The 15,158-nt window shown below is 32.2% G+C and carries 17 protein-coding genes and 1 other RNA gene; 8 read left to right on the forward strand and 10 right to left on the reverse strand.

Annotated features, from left to right (window positions below; translation table 11 throughout):
• Positions 1-76: 76 nt before the first annotated feature.
• Positions 77-1,486, reverse strand: coding sequence for an ATP-dependent DNA helicase (locus tag PQ462_RS16175; protein WP_073410953.1), 1,410 nt, complete (start codon positions 1,484-1,486; stop codon positions 77-79).
• A 329-nt stretch (positions 1,487-1,815) separates the two neighbouring features.
• Between PQ462_RS16175 and PQ462_RS16180 the strand changes: the two genes are divergently transcribed.
• On the forward strand, positions 1,816-2,634 hold the full coding sequence (locus PQ462_RS16180) for a DUF3822 family protein (RefSeq protein WP_274250775.1): 819 nt from the start codon (positions 1,816-1,818) through the stop codon (positions 2,632-2,634).
• Positions 2,631-3,239 (forward strand): RsmD family RNA methyltransferase, encoded by a 609-nt coding sequence (locus PQ462_RS16185; RefSeq protein WP_012026482.1) that lies wholly within the window; start codon positions 2,631-2,633, stop codon positions 3,237-3,239. Before PQ462_RS16180 ends, PQ462_RS16185 begins: the two co-directional genes overlap by 4 nt.
• 44 nt (positions 3,240-3,283) lie before the next feature.
• Here the strand turns inward: PQ462_RS16185 and PQ462_RS16190 are convergent, their stop codons facing one another.
• Complete coding sequence (locus tag PQ462_RS16190; RefSeq protein ID WP_274250776.1) at positions 3,284-5,320, reverse strand: outer membrane beta-barrel family protein; 2,037 nt, start codon at positions 5,318-5,320, stop codon at positions 3,284-3,286.
• A 319-nt stretch (positions 5,321-5,639) separates the two neighbouring features.
• On the opposite strand from PQ462_RS16190, the gene PQ462_RS16195 reads away from it, so the two are divergent.
• The 3 genes from PQ462_RS16195 to PQ462_RS16205 all read left to right on the forward strand — a co-directional run bounded on the left by PQ462_RS16195 (position 5,640) and on the right by PQ462_RS16205 (position 7,989).
• Positions 5,640-6,998: a sensor histidine kinase gene (locus tag PQ462_RS16195; RefSeq protein WP_274250777.1), complete on the forward strand. Its 1,359-nt coding sequence runs from the start codon at positions 5,640-5,642 to the stop codon at positions 6,996-6,998.
• Positions 6,999-7,008: 10 nt separating this feature from the next.
• A complete protein-coding gene (locus PQ462_RS16200; RefSeq protein WP_274250778.1) occupies positions 7,009-7,701 on the forward strand; it encodes a response regulator transcription factor in 693 nt (230 codons plus the stop codon).
• Between the two features lie 93 nt (positions 7,702-7,794).
• Positions 7,795-7,989 (forward strand): hypothetical protein, encoded by a 195-nt coding sequence (locus PQ462_RS16205; RefSeq protein ID WP_274250779.1) that lies wholly within the window; start codon positions 7,795-7,797, stop codon positions 7,987-7,989.
• A 98-nt stretch (positions 7,990-8,087) separates the two neighbouring features.
• On the opposite strand, the gene PQ462_RS16210 is transcribed toward PQ462_RS16205, so the two are convergent.
• Positions 8,088-9,335 (reverse strand): cation:dicarboxylate symporter family transporter, encoded by a 1,248-nt coding sequence (locus tag PQ462_RS16210; RefSeq protein WP_274250780.1) that lies wholly within the window; start codon positions 9,333-9,335, stop codon positions 8,088-8,090.
• Positions 9,336-9,367: 32 nt separating this feature from the next.
• An RNA gene (gene rnpB / locus PQ462_RS16215) (RNase P RNA component class A) lies at positions 9,368-9,689 on the reverse strand.
• Between the two features lie 124 nt (positions 9,690-9,813).
• On the opposite strand from rnpB, the gene PQ462_RS16220 reads away from it, so the two are divergent.
• Positions 9,814-10,107: a hypothetical protein gene (locus tag PQ462_RS16220; protein ID WP_012026489.1), complete on the forward strand. Its 294-nt coding sequence runs from the start codon at positions 9,814-9,816 to the stop codon at positions 10,105-10,107.
• Between the two features lie 68 nt (positions 10,108-10,175).
• On the opposite strand, the gene PQ462_RS16225 is transcribed toward PQ462_RS16220, so the two are convergent.
• From PQ462_RS16225 to PQ462_RS16245, 5 genes are all read right to left on the reverse strand, one after another.
• Positions 10,176-10,469, reverse strand: coding sequence for a type II toxin-antitoxin system RelE/ParE family toxin (locus PQ462_RS16225; RefSeq protein ID WP_274250781.1), 294 nt, complete (start codon positions 10,467-10,469; stop codon positions 10,176-10,178).
• Complete coding sequence (locus PQ462_RS16230) at positions 10,462-10,710, reverse strand: type II toxin-antitoxin system ParD family antitoxin (protein WP_012026491.1); 249 nt, start codon at positions 10,708-10,710, stop codon at positions 10,462-10,464. The genes PQ462_RS16225 and PQ462_RS16230 overlap by 8 nt, the downstream gene beginning before the upstream one ends.
• Before the next feature lie 118 nt (positions 10,711-10,828).
• Positions 10,829-11,200: a LysM peptidoglycan-binding domain-containing protein gene (locus PQ462_RS16235; RefSeq protein WP_274250782.1), complete on the reverse strand. Its 372-nt coding sequence runs from the start codon at positions 11,198-11,200 to the stop codon at positions 10,829-10,831.
• Positions 11,201-11,207: 7 nt separating this feature from the next.
• Complete coding sequence (locus PQ462_RS16240; RefSeq protein ID WP_274250783.1) at positions 11,208-11,687, reverse strand: BON domain-containing protein; 480 nt, start codon at positions 11,685-11,687, stop codon at positions 11,208-11,210.
• 156 nt (positions 11,688-11,843) lie between these two features.
• Complete coding sequence (locus tag PQ462_RS16245; protein WP_274250784.1) at positions 11,844-12,263, reverse strand: hypothetical protein; 420 nt, start codon at positions 12,261-12,263, stop codon at positions 11,844-11,846.
• 392 nt (positions 12,264-12,655) lie between these two features.
• Between PQ462_RS16245 and dnaX the strand changes: the two genes are divergently transcribed.
• Both dnaX and PQ462_RS16255 read left to right on the forward strand, forming a co-directional pair.
• A complete protein-coding gene (dnaX, locus tag PQ462_RS16250) occupies positions 12,656-13,741 on the forward strand; it encodes a DNA polymerase III subunit gamma/tau (RefSeq protein ID WP_073410935.1) in 1,086 nt (361 codons plus the stop codon).
• A 260-nt stretch (positions 13,742-14,001) separates the two neighbouring features.
• Positions 14,002-14,418, forward strand: a complete 417-nt coding sequence (locus tag PQ462_RS16255; protein ID WP_012026496.1) for a hypothetical protein — start codon at positions 14,002-14,004, stop codon at positions 14,416-14,418.
• A 15-nt stretch (positions 14,419-14,433) separates the two neighbouring features.
• Here PQ462_RS16255 and PQ462_RS16260 read toward each other — a convergent pair whose 3' ends face one another.
• The gene (locus tag PQ462_RS16260; protein WP_274250789.1) at positions 14,434-15,012 is read right to left on the reverse strand and encodes an NAD(P)H-dependent oxidoreductase; all 579 of its coding nucleotides are present in this window, start codon (positions 15,010-15,012) and stop codon (positions 14,434-14,436) included.
• Positions 15,013-15,158 lie beyond the last annotated feature (146 nt).

Here is a 15,158-nt window from a genome sequence, read left to right on the forward strand (position 1 = left end):
ATATTACGACAATATTTCCACAGATTTAAACTAATCTATTCTTAAAAAATTCGTGCAAATCTGTGAAATCTGTCTTTTATTCTTCAAAACTTTCGTCTTTAAAACCAATCAAATACAATTTATTTTTGGCACGAGTCATGGCCGTGTAAAGCCATCGAATATAATCGTGGTCAATTCCGTTTGGCAGATACGGCTGTTCTATAAAAACCGTATTCCACTGCCCTCCCTGCGATTTATGACACGTTATTGCGTATGAAAACTTTACTTGTAAACCATTAAAATATTCGTTTTCCTTAACCTTTTGAAATCTTTTGTACTTTGTTGGCTCATCTTCATAATCTTTCATCACTTCTTCATACAAACGATTTGATTCTTCGTATGTTAACGATGGAGATTCACTTTTTATCGTATCTAAAATCAAAACTGTTTCAAAAGGTTTTTGATCAGGATAATCAACCATTCTGATTTTTACTTTCGCAAAAGTAAATCCGTACAGTTCTTTGATTCCAAATAATTCTAAAACTTCAATAATATCACCATTTGCAATAAATCCGGCTTCATCAGTTTCTTTAAGCCAGAAATAATTGTTCTTTACAACCATTAAAAAATCACCAACAGAAAGTTCGCTTTCTTTAAACAAAATTCGGGTTCTGATTTGTTCATTGTACTGGTTTGCTCTTTTATTAGAACGAACAATAAAAGCCGTATCTTCAATACTATAATTGCTATAGGCTGTATTTATAGCATCCTGAATATCATAACCATCCGTTAACCGAACGATATCTTTGAACTTTTTGACATTGAATCTGAATTCAGTAATAAAACTTTCTTTTAATAATTCCCTTAATTCGGTTGCGTTAAATAAAATTCCGGAACTTTCTTCCTGACGCATAACTTCATCAAGTTCGATATGTTCGATTTCTTTGTCATAATGAACGCCCAAAGTATGGGTATCTAAGGCCGGACTGATGTCTAAATTTACCGGCGGAAGCTGTGCCGTATCTCCCAAAAGAATCATTTTACAGTTGTTTCCAGAATACACATACGAAATCAAATCATCAAGAAGCGAACCGCTGTCTAAAGTACTGTCTGAAATCATCGAAGCCTCGTCGACTATAAAAATGGTGTTTTTGTGTTTGTTGACTTGTCTGGTAAAAGCCACGCCGCCACCCGATGATTTTTTAGGAAAATATATTTTTTTATGAATTGTAAAAGCAGCCGTATTCGAATAATTGGCAATTACTTTTGCCGCGCGTCCTGTTGGTGCCAGCAGGACAAACTTTTTATTAATATCACCCAGATTATTTACAATCGTCGAAATCACGGTTGTTTTTCCTGTTCCGGCATATCCTTTCAGCACAAAAATTGTGTCGTTGGCCGGTTCTGTTAGAAAAATAGCAATTTTTTGAAAAAAAATGTCCTGTTTGTAAGTCGGTGCAAAAGGAAATCTTCTTTGCAAAACGCCGTAAAATGCGGATGAATTCATAAGGTAAATTTGAAACACAAAGTTCGTTCTTTTTAATCGCAATACCAATTGTAAAAGTCAATTAGAACTTAAACTAAAATGCAATTGTTAAATTCAGTATCAGAATAAAAAAACAAATTCCAAAACTTAAATCAATATATACAATTGATAATAAGTACAATAATAATATTTTACTAACTTTAGTATAACATTAATTTTTTAAATTGCATTTAATTGATACAATTGTCATTGAAAGTGAAATTGACATTGTTATTTATTTTATTTGTAAGTTTGCGGTCGCCTTAAATTTCATTCCTGAAACAAAAAAGGTAACAAATTGTAAATCAATTATGTCAATACACAATAAAAATATCACATCAAAAAATTATAAAAAGCTTTCGATTCAGGTTTCACTGAACGGATTTTCATTTTGCTGTTTTGATACTTTAAACAACACGATTACAGCTTTTAATGAAGTGCTTTTTGATACTCAAAAGCAAAACAAAATTGAAGATTTGTATGCATCGGCTTTTAAAAACCATCCGGAATTAAAAGAAACGTATGATGATATTTTAGTTATTCACAACAATAACCTTTCGACTTTTGTGCCTACTGCTTTATTTGATGAAGATTATTTAGGAAGTTATCTGCAATACACCACAAAAGTATTTGACACTGATTTTTTTACTTACGATCAAATTTTAAATTACGAAATGCATTCGGTTTACATTCCGTACATCAACATAAATAACTTTTTAATTGACAATGTCGGCTCGTTTGATTACAAACACGTAAACAGTATTTTGGTTGAGAAAGTTCTCGAAGCTTCAAAAAACAACGACGAGAAAAAAATGGTCGTAAATTTCAATCCGGATCATTTTGAAATTATCGTAGTGCAAAATCAAAAGTTATTGTTATTTAACTCGTTTGAATACCAAACTCCTGAAGATTTTATTTATTACGTTCTTTTTACTGCCGAGCAGTTAAACTTAAATCCTGAGATTTTTCAACTGGAATTACTGGGAACAATACAGCAAAACGATCCGTTTTACGCCATTGCTTATAAATACATTCGTAATATTTCTTTTCTTGATGTAAGCACTTTAAAAGAAAAAAACAACTATACAACTGCTCAGAATCAAAAACATTATATCTTATTTCAATCATGAGAATCATTTCAGGAAAATACAAAGGACGCCGGATTTTTCCACCAAAAAACCTTCCTGTAAGACCCACGACTGATATGAGTAAAGAAGCATTGTTTAATGTTTTGAATAATCATTTTAGTTTTGACGGCTTAAAGGTTTTAGATCTATTTTCGGGAACCGGCAATATAAGTTATGAATTCGCTTCACGCGGGAGCGCTCCTATTACCTCTATCGATGGCGATTTTGGATGCGTAAAATTCATTAAACAAGTTTCATCAGAATACGATTTTGACATTGCGGCTACTAAAAGCGATGTTTATAAATTTCTGGAAAACTGCAAAACTTCATACGATATTATTTTTGCCGATCCGCCTTACGGATTAGATCAGGCAGCGTTTGAAAAAATAGTTCTAACTGTTTTTGAAAAAGAACTGCTTTCTGAAGACGGTATGATGATTATCGAACATTCAAAGTATACTAAAATGGAGCATTTAAGTAATTTTTCTTTCCAGAAAAGTTATGGAGGTTCATTTTTTAGTTTCTTCGAACTGCATTCTACAGACGATGATGAAGAACTTGAAGGCGATTTACCTTTGAAAGTTGCCGAAGAAGAAGACGAAGGTTAACCATTATAAAAAAATTCCCGTGAGATTCACGGGAATTTTTGTTTCTATCTTATTCTGTTTTCATTTTCATTTACACTCTTTTCTTTAAAACCGCTTTCTTTAATTTTTCCGAAAGAATATTTAACCGAAATTGAAACCTCATGCCCATCAACTATATAGCGTGCTTTTGAACTCGTATCATTAATTGTAAACTCTTCTGTTTCAATTACATTTTTAAATACATTATTGCAGCTCAAAGTGCAGTTCCATTTTTTTAGAAATTTCTTCGAAAGAGCCATATCAACTACAAATCTTGGGTTTCTTTCAAAAACACCTTTGTATTGTTTGGTCAACCCCCAAAAACTTAAAACAAAAGTATAGTCTTTTGGAAGTTTAAATTCGTTGTTGGAATAATAATATAAATATGGTTTTGATTTTAAAAAGTCTGCCGACGGATCTTGTACTTTTTCCAAAATAAAAATAACAGAATTAGTTGTTGTCCAGAATTTATACGTAAAAGGAAGTTCAAAATCAACATTTAAACCCGTTTCCTTATCAAAATTTATATCCTTAAAAGTCATTATATTTCGTTCTTTATCAAATAAAAAACTATTGTAAACCGGTTTTTTAACCTGATACAAACTCAGTTTTACCGATTTATCATGGTATTGAAAAGTCGACGAAATTTCATCTACAAATGCAGGTCCTAAATTAATATTTCCAGCATATATAAAATACGGATTTATATACGTCGCAATATTGCTTAATGACGAATAATTAGGCCTCGAAATACTTTTAGCATAATTTAAGCTGATGTTTTTTGTACTGTCAACTGCCATAGAAAACTGTACTTTTGGGAAAACGTTTGTATAATTTTTATCAATTAAAGGTGAAAAATCTGTTTTATATTTTCCGATAACATTTGTGTTTTCGGCTCTTAATCCGGCAGAAAAGCTGATCTTTTTAATTTTCCCGGATAACTGGGCATAAGCGGCTGTATTCTGTTCTTTAAAATCATAATATAAAGCTGTGTTTTCATTTCTTTCAAAATCAAAAATATTAGTATCTGATTTTGATTTTGCTGCTGAATAAAGTCCGCCGTATTCAAGGCTCATTTCATTTTTAAACTTTTTTTCCAGATCAATTCTTCCGGAAAAAACATCAACATTAAAGTCTTGCTTTCTGTTTTGAGCCAGATTAAATGCCGTTTCATTATAATTATTTTCGACCATCGTCAGCAAAGTCTGCTGAAAATTAGAATATTGAAATCCTGCAAAAAGCTGCGTATTAATTGCTTTTATTTTCTTAGAATAATTAAGAAACGAGTTTACAAAATTCTTTTTGCTCGAATTGTCACTCTGGGTCAAAACATTGTTTTCCTGATCCTGATTTTTATTATAAGTAAATGTATTGATAGGAAAAGTATCGTTACGAAGTCTGGCATTGATATTAAACGAGAAATAATCGTCGTCGTTTATTTTATAAAACAATCCGCCTCCAAAATTGTATTGTTTCCGTTTTGTAACTGCCGAAACATCATATTTAGAAGCAATAGCTGCGTTTTGAATTTGATAATCAATACTGTGGCTTTCCCAGGGATTGAGTCTATTGTAATTAAAATTGGCTTTCCATTCCAATTTATTTTTCTTGAAAGTTGAATTAATTCCTAAATAATTGTTGAAATTTTTCTTGAAAGAAGCAGTTTCAGAAATATCCGTTTTAAACCCTTCTTTTGTGCTGAACTTTCTGGTAATTAAAATTACAGATCGTCCTTCGGCTTCATATTTAGAAGATGGATTTTGTATAATTTCAATTGTTTTAATATCAGCAGGATCTAATGCATTCAAATCGTTTATGCCTGCTTTTTGGCTGTCTATATAAATCAGCGGACTTCCTTTACCAATCACTGTGATATTTTCTTTATCTGAACTAACCTGAACAGTTGGCAGTTTTGATAGTAAGTCGACTGTATTGGGAATTGAGTTATAAACCGAATTGGCAACATCTACTTTTATATTTCCGTTTGTATTGGTAAACGTTTTTTTATTTTGAGTGATGACAACTTCATTTAACTGCTCATTTGAAATGGAATCTTTTGGCATTTCATTTTGAGCCTTTGCGGCAAATGAAAGACAAAAAAGCAAAAGTATAAGAAGAAGTTTTAAGGGCAGGTAAAGGTTCATTTTTAAAAGTTTTTGATTTTATAATGATGCAAAAATGCTTCTAAAAAAGCCCTGCGTAGGTTAATTGAAGGTTAATGCGGCGTTAACGGCTGTTTTGTGTTTCAAAAGCAGTATTTTTGAATTGAGAAATGGGCCGCGAATTTTACGGATTAAACAGGTTTACGCCGGTTTATTTTTTAAAATTTAGTTTAAATATAATTTGTGCAAACCCGTTCAATCTGTAAAATCAGTGGGCTATATGAAACAAAGAATCAATTTATTAATAGCATTTTCAGTTGCAGCGTTAATCGTTCTTTCTGCTGTGCAATGCTATTTGGTAAAAACCACTTACGATTATAAAGTGGCGCAGTTTCATACTCAGATTAAAAATGAAATTGCTCAGATTTCAAATAATTACAGCGATATTGATTCGGTTTTGGTTTCGAGAAAAGAAACACTTTATACGAATTTATCTGAGAAATATTTTCAGGGAAAAAAATCTAAAACTGATATTAAAAACGGAATTTTAGAAAATGAATACCGAAGTGCATTAACAGCAGAAATTCAACGAAAATTTGAAAGAGACCTGCCAAATTTTAAAATTGATTTTGCAATTGTGCTTAACAAGTTCATTTTGTACCAAAACACAAAAAAGGCCGATACTATTTTTTCCGAAAAGCCTTTTATTCAAAACAAATTATACGGAAATCTGGCTTCGTTAAATCATGCCTTTTTGGTTCGGAATTATGTAGGCACGACAAACGGAACTTTTAAAAATCAGGATTATAAATTATTGACAGAAGATTCGATGTACGTTTCGGTAATCGATTGGGAGATGATTATTTTAAAACGAATGGCTTTTGTTCTTGTTTTGTCTTTACTGTCGATTCTTACACTTATAACTTTGTTTGTTATTGCGCTGAAAGCATTAATTAAGCAGAAAAAAGTGAGCGATGTAAAAACCGATTTTATCAATAATATTACCCATGAACTCAAAACGCCTTTGGCAACTTTAGGAATTTCTACTAAAATTCTGGAACAGAAAAATATTCGCGACAATAACGAAAGTTTTAATAGTATTGTCAATACCATTTCACGTCAAAACAACCGTCTTCAAAGCCTGATCGATCAGGTTATGGCAAATTCATTGGCAGAAAATGAAATTGAACTGCAAAAGGAGAAAATCGAAACCGAAGTTTTTCTGCAGACTATTGTAAATGATTTTAAAATAGGTTATCCCAAAATAGATATTCAGACGCATTTTGAAACTCAAAAAACAAACCTCGTTTTAGATAAGTTTTATTTAACAACGGCTCTTTTAAATGTTTTGGAAAATGCTGTAAAATATGGTTCAAATACTATTACAATAAAAACGAAACAAATTGAGGATCAGTTTTCTATTAGTATTGAAGATGACGGCATTGGAATTTCTAAAAATAAACAAGCGCTTCTATTTGAAAAATTTTATCGCGTAGAACAAGGCAATCTTCATAATACAAAAGGTTTAGGTTTAGGGCTTTATTATGTGGCACAAATTGTAAAAGCGCATCAGGGCTCTGTTAACGTTATCAGCGACCTGGGAAAAGGAGCCCGATTTACTATTTTATTAAAAGTTTAATTACCTTATTTTGAAAAGATTACTTTTAGCCGAGGACGATTTTGATTTTGCAGCAATTTTAAAACAATATTTAGAACTGCATCAGTTTGAAGTTATATGGGCAGAAAATGGCGAAATTGCTTTAGATTATTTTAAAAATCAAACTTTTGATATTTGCGTTTTCGATGTAATGATGCCTAAACTGGACGGTTTTTCACTGGCCGAAAAAATAATTACAATCAATCCCGAAATTCCTTTTATTTTTTTAACGGCCAGAAAGTTAAAAGAAGATAAAATCATTGGCTTAAAACTAGGCGCAGACGATTATATTGTAAAACCTTTTGAAGTTGACGAACTGGTGCTGCGCCTGCAGAATATCCTAAAGAGAATTGAACAAAAGAGAAGTCTGGAGGGAAATAATACAATTGAAATAGGATCGTATATTTTTGATAACGAACGTTTAACTCTTAATATTAAAAATCACGTTCAACAGCTTACAGAGAAAGAAGCTTCACTCATTGAGTATTTATATTTAAATCATAATCAGTTATTAAAAAGAGATCAGATTTTAATGTCGGTCTGGAAAAAAGACGATTATTTCTCTGGACGAAGCATGGATGTTTTTATCAGCAGACTTAGAAAATATTTTAATTCAGATCCAAAAATCAGTATTGAAAGTGTTCGAAATGTTGGATTAGAATTTAAAATAGAAAAAACACAATAAGGATCGTGAAAATGATATAAGTTTTAAAATCAATTGTATAATACATTCAGAATAAAACAATTATACATTTGAGTAACTTTAAAATTCAAAATCATGAACCTAAAAAGATTTTTCGGCGGGTTACTTACCATTCTCGGAATTGTAGGACTTATTTATACAGCCGTTATTTTTGCAAACACTGGCGGCGGAACACGAGATATTAAATCGCTTATTATTTACGGAATATTAGGAATTGTCTTTTTCACATCAGGAATAAGTCTTGTGCGAACTACAAAGGATGAATCTTAAAAATAAGTGACAAAGGTGCAAAGGTTCATAGAAACAAAGTTATTAAAACTCTGGCTCTCTCCCTTTGCATCTTTGTTCCTTTGCACCTAAAAAAATAACTACTCCAAAACCGGATCAAGATTCAGCTCCGTAAAATCGCGTTCAGTTTTAGAAATTATAATGGTTGCCACAGTATTTCCTATTAAGTTTGTAATGGCTCTGGCTTCACTCATAAATTTATCAACTCCCAGTAAAAAAGCCAATCCTTCAACAGGAATTTTATGTAACGCTGTTAAAGTAGACGCTAAAACAATAAAACCGCTTCCGGTTACTCCCGCTGCTCCTTTTGATGTAATCATCAAAATACCTATTACAGTCAGGATTTCGAAGAAACTCAAATGTACATCATACAATTGTGCAAGGAATATTACAGACATTGACAAGTAAATGGAAGTTCCGTCGAGATTAAATGAATATCCTGTTGGAATTACCAATCCTACAACTGATTTACTACAACCCATTTTTTCGAGTTTTACCATAATACTGGGTAAAGCAGCTTCAGAAGATGAAGTTCCTAAAACCAGTAAAAGTTCTTCTTTGATGTATTTTAAAATCGAGAAAATATTTATTTTATAATATCTCAAAATACTGCCCAAAATTAAAAATACAAAAAGTGCCATTGTAAGGTAAACGCAGAGCATTAATTTTCCAAGCGGAATTAAAGTAGCTAATCCAAACTTGCCTATTGTATAGGCCATTCCTCCAAAAGCACCAACGGGTGCGAGATACATAACATATTTTAAACCTGTAAAAACAACTTTTGAAAATCGCTCTAAAACCAAAATAGTCTGTTCTCTTTTTTGGTAAAAATTCAAAGCAATTCCGCATACAATTGCTGCTAATAAAACCTGAAGCGTAAAATTTGAAAAGAAAAACTGAAGCCACGAAAAATCTTTGGCACTTCCATTTGTGTATTGACTAGCATCTCCTAAACTTAATCCTGATTTGTCTATTTTTCCGGGTTGAAATATATAAGCTACAGCTACACCAATTGCTAAAGCAACTGTCGAAACTACTTCAAAATAACCTAGGGCTTTTACACCAATTCGGCCTACTTTTTTTAAATTTCCCATTCCTGAAATTCCCAAAACAATGGTAAGGAAAATAATAGGACCTATAAAAAGCTTAATAAGATCAACGAACCTTTTTCCCACGATTTCCATTTTTATACCATTTTCCGGCGAAAAATGTCCCAGTAAAACACCGGCAAGAATAGCAATCAAAACCCAAAAAGTAAGGTTGGTAATTATAGCATAAAAAATGCTTTTATTGGCTTTTGATGAAGGATTTGGAGTGTTTATATTCATGAAAAAGGGTTAAGATAGTTTCACAAATATATAAAAAATGCAGACCTATAAGCCGGATTCTGTCCCTGATAAATCAAGGCCTTATCATTTATCTAGATTCCGAATTACTCCGGAACTCAAGCTACCTACCCTTCAACAACGGACGAGAAGCCCTTAAATGCTGATATACTTGGTATTTCACCGCATAGAGTTTACCTGGTTTCACTACAGCATTACCTGTACATACTTTCTGCTGCACTTGTCCTAATCCCGATTGAAATCGGGACCGACGGGCGTTACCCGCTATGCTTCTCTGTGGTGTCCGGACTTTCCTCCCTCCCAATAAATTGGAACGGCGATAAGGCGGTCTGCGCGACAAAAGTACAATTTTATCACCTAACTATATTGATTTTAAATTTCAGATTTTATGAGTTTTATCATAACATTTTAATTTTAAAATAGTTATCTTTAAAAATCTATAATTTTAAATTCAGTTATCATGAAAAGAATGTATCATTACGCAACTGTCTCAAAGGCTTTAGATCAATTGAATGAAAAAGGATTTACTTGCGATTTTAATCGAAATGCTGATTTGATTAAAAAAAATCCTGAAAAATTTGAAATTGTTCATGTGTATCGATACGAAGGGGAATCAGACCCGGCAGATGAGGCAGTTGTATACGGAATTAAGTCCAGCAGCGGAAAAAAGGGCGTTTATGTTGCGGGGTTTTCTGCAGATTCAGATCAGGAAACTGCTCAATTTTTATTTGATTTGAGTATTAGAGGAAGATAGTTAATACTCTGTGTTTAGTTTTATCATTTCGACGAAAATAGTATTATTCTCTCGTCGAAATGATAAAATTAAAATTTACTTTTCAAATCCATTTTTCCGTGAAGTATTCTAACTATTTCAATTTCATTTTCTGAAATAATCTGATAAAAAAGAATATGCTCATTAGACTTATAACCTAGTAATTTCTCTATTACAATATCATATTTCTTTCCAAGACTGGGATTCTCCGCAGCTTCCTGACAGGAATCTAAAAGTAAAAGATAATATTTATCGGCCTGATTTTCTGACCATTCATCAAAAGTATAATTCCAAATAGCAGCTAAATCTTCGACAGCTTTATTTGTCAAATGATATTTAGCCATTTTTTTTCTTTGCTTTTAAACTTTCAAGATGTTTTTTAGGATCAAAATTTTCAGCACGCCCGCTTTCTATTCCATCCTGGACTGCTTTTTTTAATACTAACAATTTATTTTCTTCTTCTTCCAGAAGGCGTAATCCTGCTCTCACAACTTCGCTCGCATTTTTATATCTTCCTTCAGAAAGACTATTCTCAATAAAGTTTTCGAAATGATTTCCCAGTGATATTGAAGTATTTCGTCCCATAATTATTTTTCTAGACCGTAAAGTTACCAAAAATTGGTAATATCAAACTTATCGAGTTACTACTTTTCTAATTAAAATAAAAAAGTCCAAATCAATTAAGATTGGACTTTTAAAAATTTTATACTGTTGGTATTTTCAACTTCCAGCCCGGCTGAATCAAATCGGGATTTGAAATAATGTCTTTATTGGCTTCAAAAATATCCTGCCAGGAAACTCCATATACTTTTCCTATTTTAGAAAGAGAATCACCAGCTTCAACTGTATATTCTCTCGAAGCGCGTTCTTCAACTTCAATATTCATTACTACATCTCCAGAACGATAATCTGGATCAATTTCTCCATAAGCATTCCAAAGTTTTTCTTTATCTGCTGCAGATTTTGCTGTACCGTCAATATACAGCACATTATCTTGTTCTCTAACCTGTAAATTGACTATTTGTAAATCGCCGGCTAAATTGGTCAGTTCTCTGTATTTATCTTGTAAACTCATAACAATTTTATTTAATAGTTAATTTGTTATCAACTTTTTTGGGTTTCAGTTCTTGTAAACTCTCCATCAATGGCTGTAGTTTATCTCTTTTTATTTCTCCTGAAAGCGTAATTACACCACCCACAACTGTTGCGCTGACACCATCATAAGCATCCACAATTTTATGTACCGATTTATCTAAATCAGCATCAGAATTAATTATTACAGCTGCTGCCGCTGGTTCTACATTTGACTCTGGAATCTGGCAGTTGTTTATTACAGTTTTGACTCCTTTAACTGATTTAACAGAACTCTCAATGTTTTTCTTGAAAGCATCATCGTCACAAGTTCCCACAATGGTCGCAACACCTTCATGCACTGTTACATGTATTCCAGGTGTATCATTTAGTTTAGCATTGATTTCTTTTTCAATATCAGCATCTTTAGCACTGCAAGCCAATAAAGAAAAGGCAAGTCCCGTTCCCAATAAAATTGATTTGATTTTCATAACAATTTGTTTTAATAATTAACTATCTAAAATTAAACAGATTAACCACTAAAACTTTATATGATGTGCTTGTGGTTCTTATATCTTTTCCAGTAAAAGAACAAGCCGCAATTTCTTATAAGAGAATTTTAGACGAAGAATTACAGTGCAAATGAATTAATCTGCACTTTGAAGAATTTTTAAATAATTGGTAAGCAAATCTGAAATTTTAGTAAATCCAATTTGATAATTGTCTACAAAATATACTTGATTTTCCAGCATTCCATTTTGAATACCTTTTTTTAAAGCCTGAGTATCTCCTTTTCTAACAATCAGAATTTTGAAGTAATGATTATTATCTTTTAAAGTCAGTTCATTAAAATCAGACAATTTGGGATCATTATTAATGTTTTGCTGTCCAATATCAGAGCCTAAATACGATTGGAATTTTCCAAAATCATAAAACGGATTATTGTTGTCGTAATTTCGATACGTTTTTCTCTTTCCTTTTTTCAATATAAACCTTTTGACTTTTTCAAAATCTTCTACTGAAAACTGATTTGTTATTTTCTGAAAATTAGTTTGATTAAAATTCATGTTTTGAGATTTAACTTGTAAAGAACAGATTATTAAAGGCAAAAAAATAATTATTTGTGAAATCAGTTTTTTCATGACTTGATTCTCTTTAGAATATTCGACTGCGATTTTAAGTTCGGAGACATACTTCCATTTTAATATATAATTTGGATTAGCGATACATCTATACTAACCTTATCAAACTTAAAGATTTCTTTATGAAAAAGAAATACAATTATTACAAAAAAATGAAGTTTACTATGATGAGTTATTTTCATTTCTGAAACTCGAAATTAAAAAATAACGTTACTTGCTCAGATTCAAACTACTCAAAATCTTCTCTAAGATTTATGATTTTCAGATTTGTGATTTGGTAATTTTCAGCCTATATTTGCTATCGAATAAAAAAGAATATGGAACAATTTGTAGTATCGGCTCGTAAATACCGTCCGCAGACATTTAAGGATGTTGTGGGACAAAAAGCCATTACCAACACTTTGTTGAATGCTATCGAAACCAATCACCTGGCTTCGGCTCTTTTATTTACGGGACCTCGTGGAGTTGGTAAAACAACCTGCGCTCGTATTTTGGCTCGAAAAATAAATCAGCCTGGATATGATGATCCTACAGAAGATTTTGCTTTTAACGTTTTTGAGCTGGATGCTGCTTCAAACAACTCGGTTGATGATATTCGTAATCTTATCGATCAGGTTAGAATTCCGCCGCAAACAGGACAATATAAAGTATATATCATTGACGAGGTTCATATGTTGTCTTCTGCCGCTTTTAATGCTTTCCTTAAAACATTAGAAGAACCGCCAAAACATGCTATTTTTATTCTAGCTACAACAGAAAAACACAAAATCCTTCCAACGATTTTATCACGTTGTCAGATTTTTGATTTTAAACGAATTACAGTTAAAGATGCTAAAGAACATTTAGCAGATGTTGCTGAAAGTCAGGGAATCAATTTTGAAGACGATGCATTACACATTATTGCTCAAAAAGCAGATGGTGCAATGCGTGATGCGTTATCTATTTTTGACCGTGTCGTTTCGTATTGCGGTACTAATCTGACACGTCAGGCTGTTACTGAAAACTTAAATGTTTTAGATTACGAAACCTATATTACAGTTACAGATTTAATTCTTGAAAATAAAATTCCGGATCTTTTAATTGCATACAACGATATTCTTGCAAAAGGTTTTGACGGACATCATTTTATTGCCGGATTAGCGTCTCATTTTAGAGATTTATTAGTCAGCAAAACACCTTCGACTATTGCTTTATTAGAAGTTGGAGAGCAAGCCCAGCAGATGTACGGAGTACAATCTCAAAAGTGTTCTCAGGAATTTTTATTAAAAGGAATTGACATAGCAAACGACTGCGACCTAAAATACAAATTGAGTCAAAATCAGCGCCTTTTAGTTGAATTATGTTTGATGCAATTGGCCTCTATCAACTTTGATGGAGAAAAAAAAAAGTTGAGCAATTCATAATTCCGCCCACTTATTATAAAAATGGAAGTTTTTCAATTGTTGAAGTTCCAAATTTAAAATCTCAAACTCCAAATAAGGAAGAAAATAGCAATGTCACTCAAAATAGAAATGACAATGATACGCCTGTTGTAAATACTGCAGCGCAAACTCCTATTGTAGAAACTCCAAAAGTTGAAACTCCTGTAACTCCAAGAGCAGAAATAGGCGGCGAGCCTAAAGTTTCTGCATTTTCTTTAGCGAGTATTCGAAAGAAAAAAGAAATGGAAGAAAGCAGTAAGAGTTATGTTAAACCATCGTCTGTATTACCTACAGAGGAATTTAACGAAACTGACATGCGTCTTCACTGGAATAAATATGCTGAGCGTTTAGGTCAAAAAGGCCTGAAAATCATGGAATCGATATTACTTATCAGCGATCCTGTTTTAGAAGGAACAAGAATTAGTTACGAGCTGCCAAACGAAGGATCGAAACTGGAATTTGAAAGTCAGATGAACGGGTTATTAGGGCATTTAAAAGGACATTTACACAATCACGACATTACGATAGAAGTAATTGTAAACGAAAAGGTTGAGGCTAAAAGAAGTTACAATAATCAAGACCGTTACAATCGTTTCTTAGAAATCAATCCAAACATCGAGCTTTTGCGTTCAACATTTGGATTGGATTTAAAAGATTAATTCTACACTGCTTTTTTATTTATTTCGGACACCGAAATTGTATACTTTTTCGAGCCATTTTTTTCTTTGATTTTCATCAGAATTTTTAATAATTCCGATGTAACTGACTTTTACGGGTTTTACACCGCAAAATCCCAAAGTTGATTTTTTTAACTGATTTACGCTTGGTCTTCCAAAAGACAATCTATAAAACCATCCGGGCTGATCTAAAGTGGTTATAATATGTGCCGTTTTACCTTTGAGTAATTTATCCCACCAAACGGAGTTTTCACGATACTGAAAAGCCATTCCGGGTAAAAACAAACGATCAATAAATCCTTTTGCAACTGCCGGAAGTCCGCCCCACCAAACGGGATGAATCCACACTAAATGATCGGCTCTTTTTATTTTTTCCCATGATTCGAGTAAATCAGGTTCTAATTCAGTTCGTTTTTGGTAACCAAATTTTAAATTGGGATTAAAGTTTAAATCCGCAATTGTTATTGTTTCTACTTGTGCTCCAGAAGCATCTGCACCTTTTTTATACGATTCTGCAATAGCAAAATTAAAACTGTCTGGGTTTGGGTGCCCGTTTATGATCAAGATCTTTTTCATATCATTTTTTTTCAAAAATACCACTCGGCTTATTTATTCTACTGGACAAATGTCCTAAAAAACTTATTTAAATTTTAATGTTTAACGTAGATTTAGCAGATTTATTTTTAAAGAATATTTTTACAAAAAAAAAAAAAACTTCTAAA

The organism is Flavobacterium sp. KACC 22758 (genome assembly GCF_028736135.1).
GTDB lineage: Bacteria > Bacteroidota > Bacteroidia > Flavobacteriales > Flavobacteriaceae > Flavobacterium > Flavobacterium johnsoniae.

Bases quoted from the DNA above. Each gene is read 5' to 3' on its own strand.
- PQ462_RS16230 (WP_012026491.1), bottom strand. From the start codon at position 10,710: ATGGGACGAAATACTTCAATATCACTGGGAAATCATTTCGAAAACTTT.
- PQ462_RS16185 (WP_012026482.1), top strand. From the start codon at position 2,631: ATGAGAATCATTTCAGGAAAATACAAAGGACGCCGGATTTTTCCACCA.
- PQ462_RS16175 (WP_073410953.1), bottom strand. From the start codon at position 1,486: ATGAATTCATCCGCATTTTACGGCGTTTTGCAAAGAAGATTTCCTTTT.
- PQ462_RS16210 (WP_274250780.1), bottom strand. From the start codon at position 9,335: ATGAATATAAACACTCCAAATCCTTCATCAAAAGCCAATAAAAGCATT.
- PQ462_RS16195 (WP_274250777.1), top strand. From the start codon at position 5,640: ATGAAACAAAGAATCAATTTATTAATAGCATTTTCAGTTGCAGCGTTA.
- PQ462_RS16255 (WP_012026496.1), top strand. From the start codon at position 14,002: ATGGAAGAAAGCAGTAAGAGTTATGTTAAACCATCGTCTGTATTACCT.
- PQ462_RS16205 (WP_274250779.1), top strand. From the start codon at position 7,795: ATGAACCTAAAAAGATTTTTCGGCGGGTTACTTACCATTCTCGGAATT.
- PQ462_RS16240 (WP_274250783.1), bottom strand. From the start codon at position 11,687: ATGAAAATCAAATCAATTTTATTGGGAACGGGACTTGCCTTTTCTTTA.
- dnaX (WP_073410935.1), top strand. From the start codon at position 12,656: ATGGAACAATTTGTAGTATCGGCTCGTAAATACCGTCCGCAGACATTT.
- PQ462_RS16180 (WP_274250775.1), top strand. From the start codon at position 1,816: ATGTCAATACACAATAAAAATATCACATCAAAAAATTATAAAAAGCTT.
- PQ462_RS16225 (WP_274250781.1), bottom strand. From the start codon at position 10,469: ATGGCTAAATATCATTTGACAAATAAAGCTGTCGAAGATTTAGCTGCT.
- PQ462_RS16190 (WP_274250776.1), bottom strand. From the start codon at position 5,320: ATGCCAAAAGATTCCATTTCAAATGAGCAGTTAAATGAAGTTGTCATC.
- PQ462_RS16260 (WP_274250789.1), bottom strand. From the start codon at position 15,012: ATGAAAAAGATCTTGATCATAAACGGGCACCCAAACCCAGACAGTTTT.
- PQ462_RS16245 (WP_274250784.1), bottom strand. From the start codon at position 12,263: ATGAATTTTAATCAAACTAATTTTCAGAAAATAACAAATCAGTTTTCA.
- PQ462_RS16220 (WP_012026489.1), top strand. From the start codon at position 9,814: ATGAAAAGAATGTATCATTACGCAACTGTCTCAAAGGCTTTAGATCAA.
- PQ462_RS16235 (WP_274250782.1), bottom strand. From the start codon at position 11,200: ATGAGTTTACAAGATAAATACAGAGAACTGACCAATTTAGCCGGCGAT.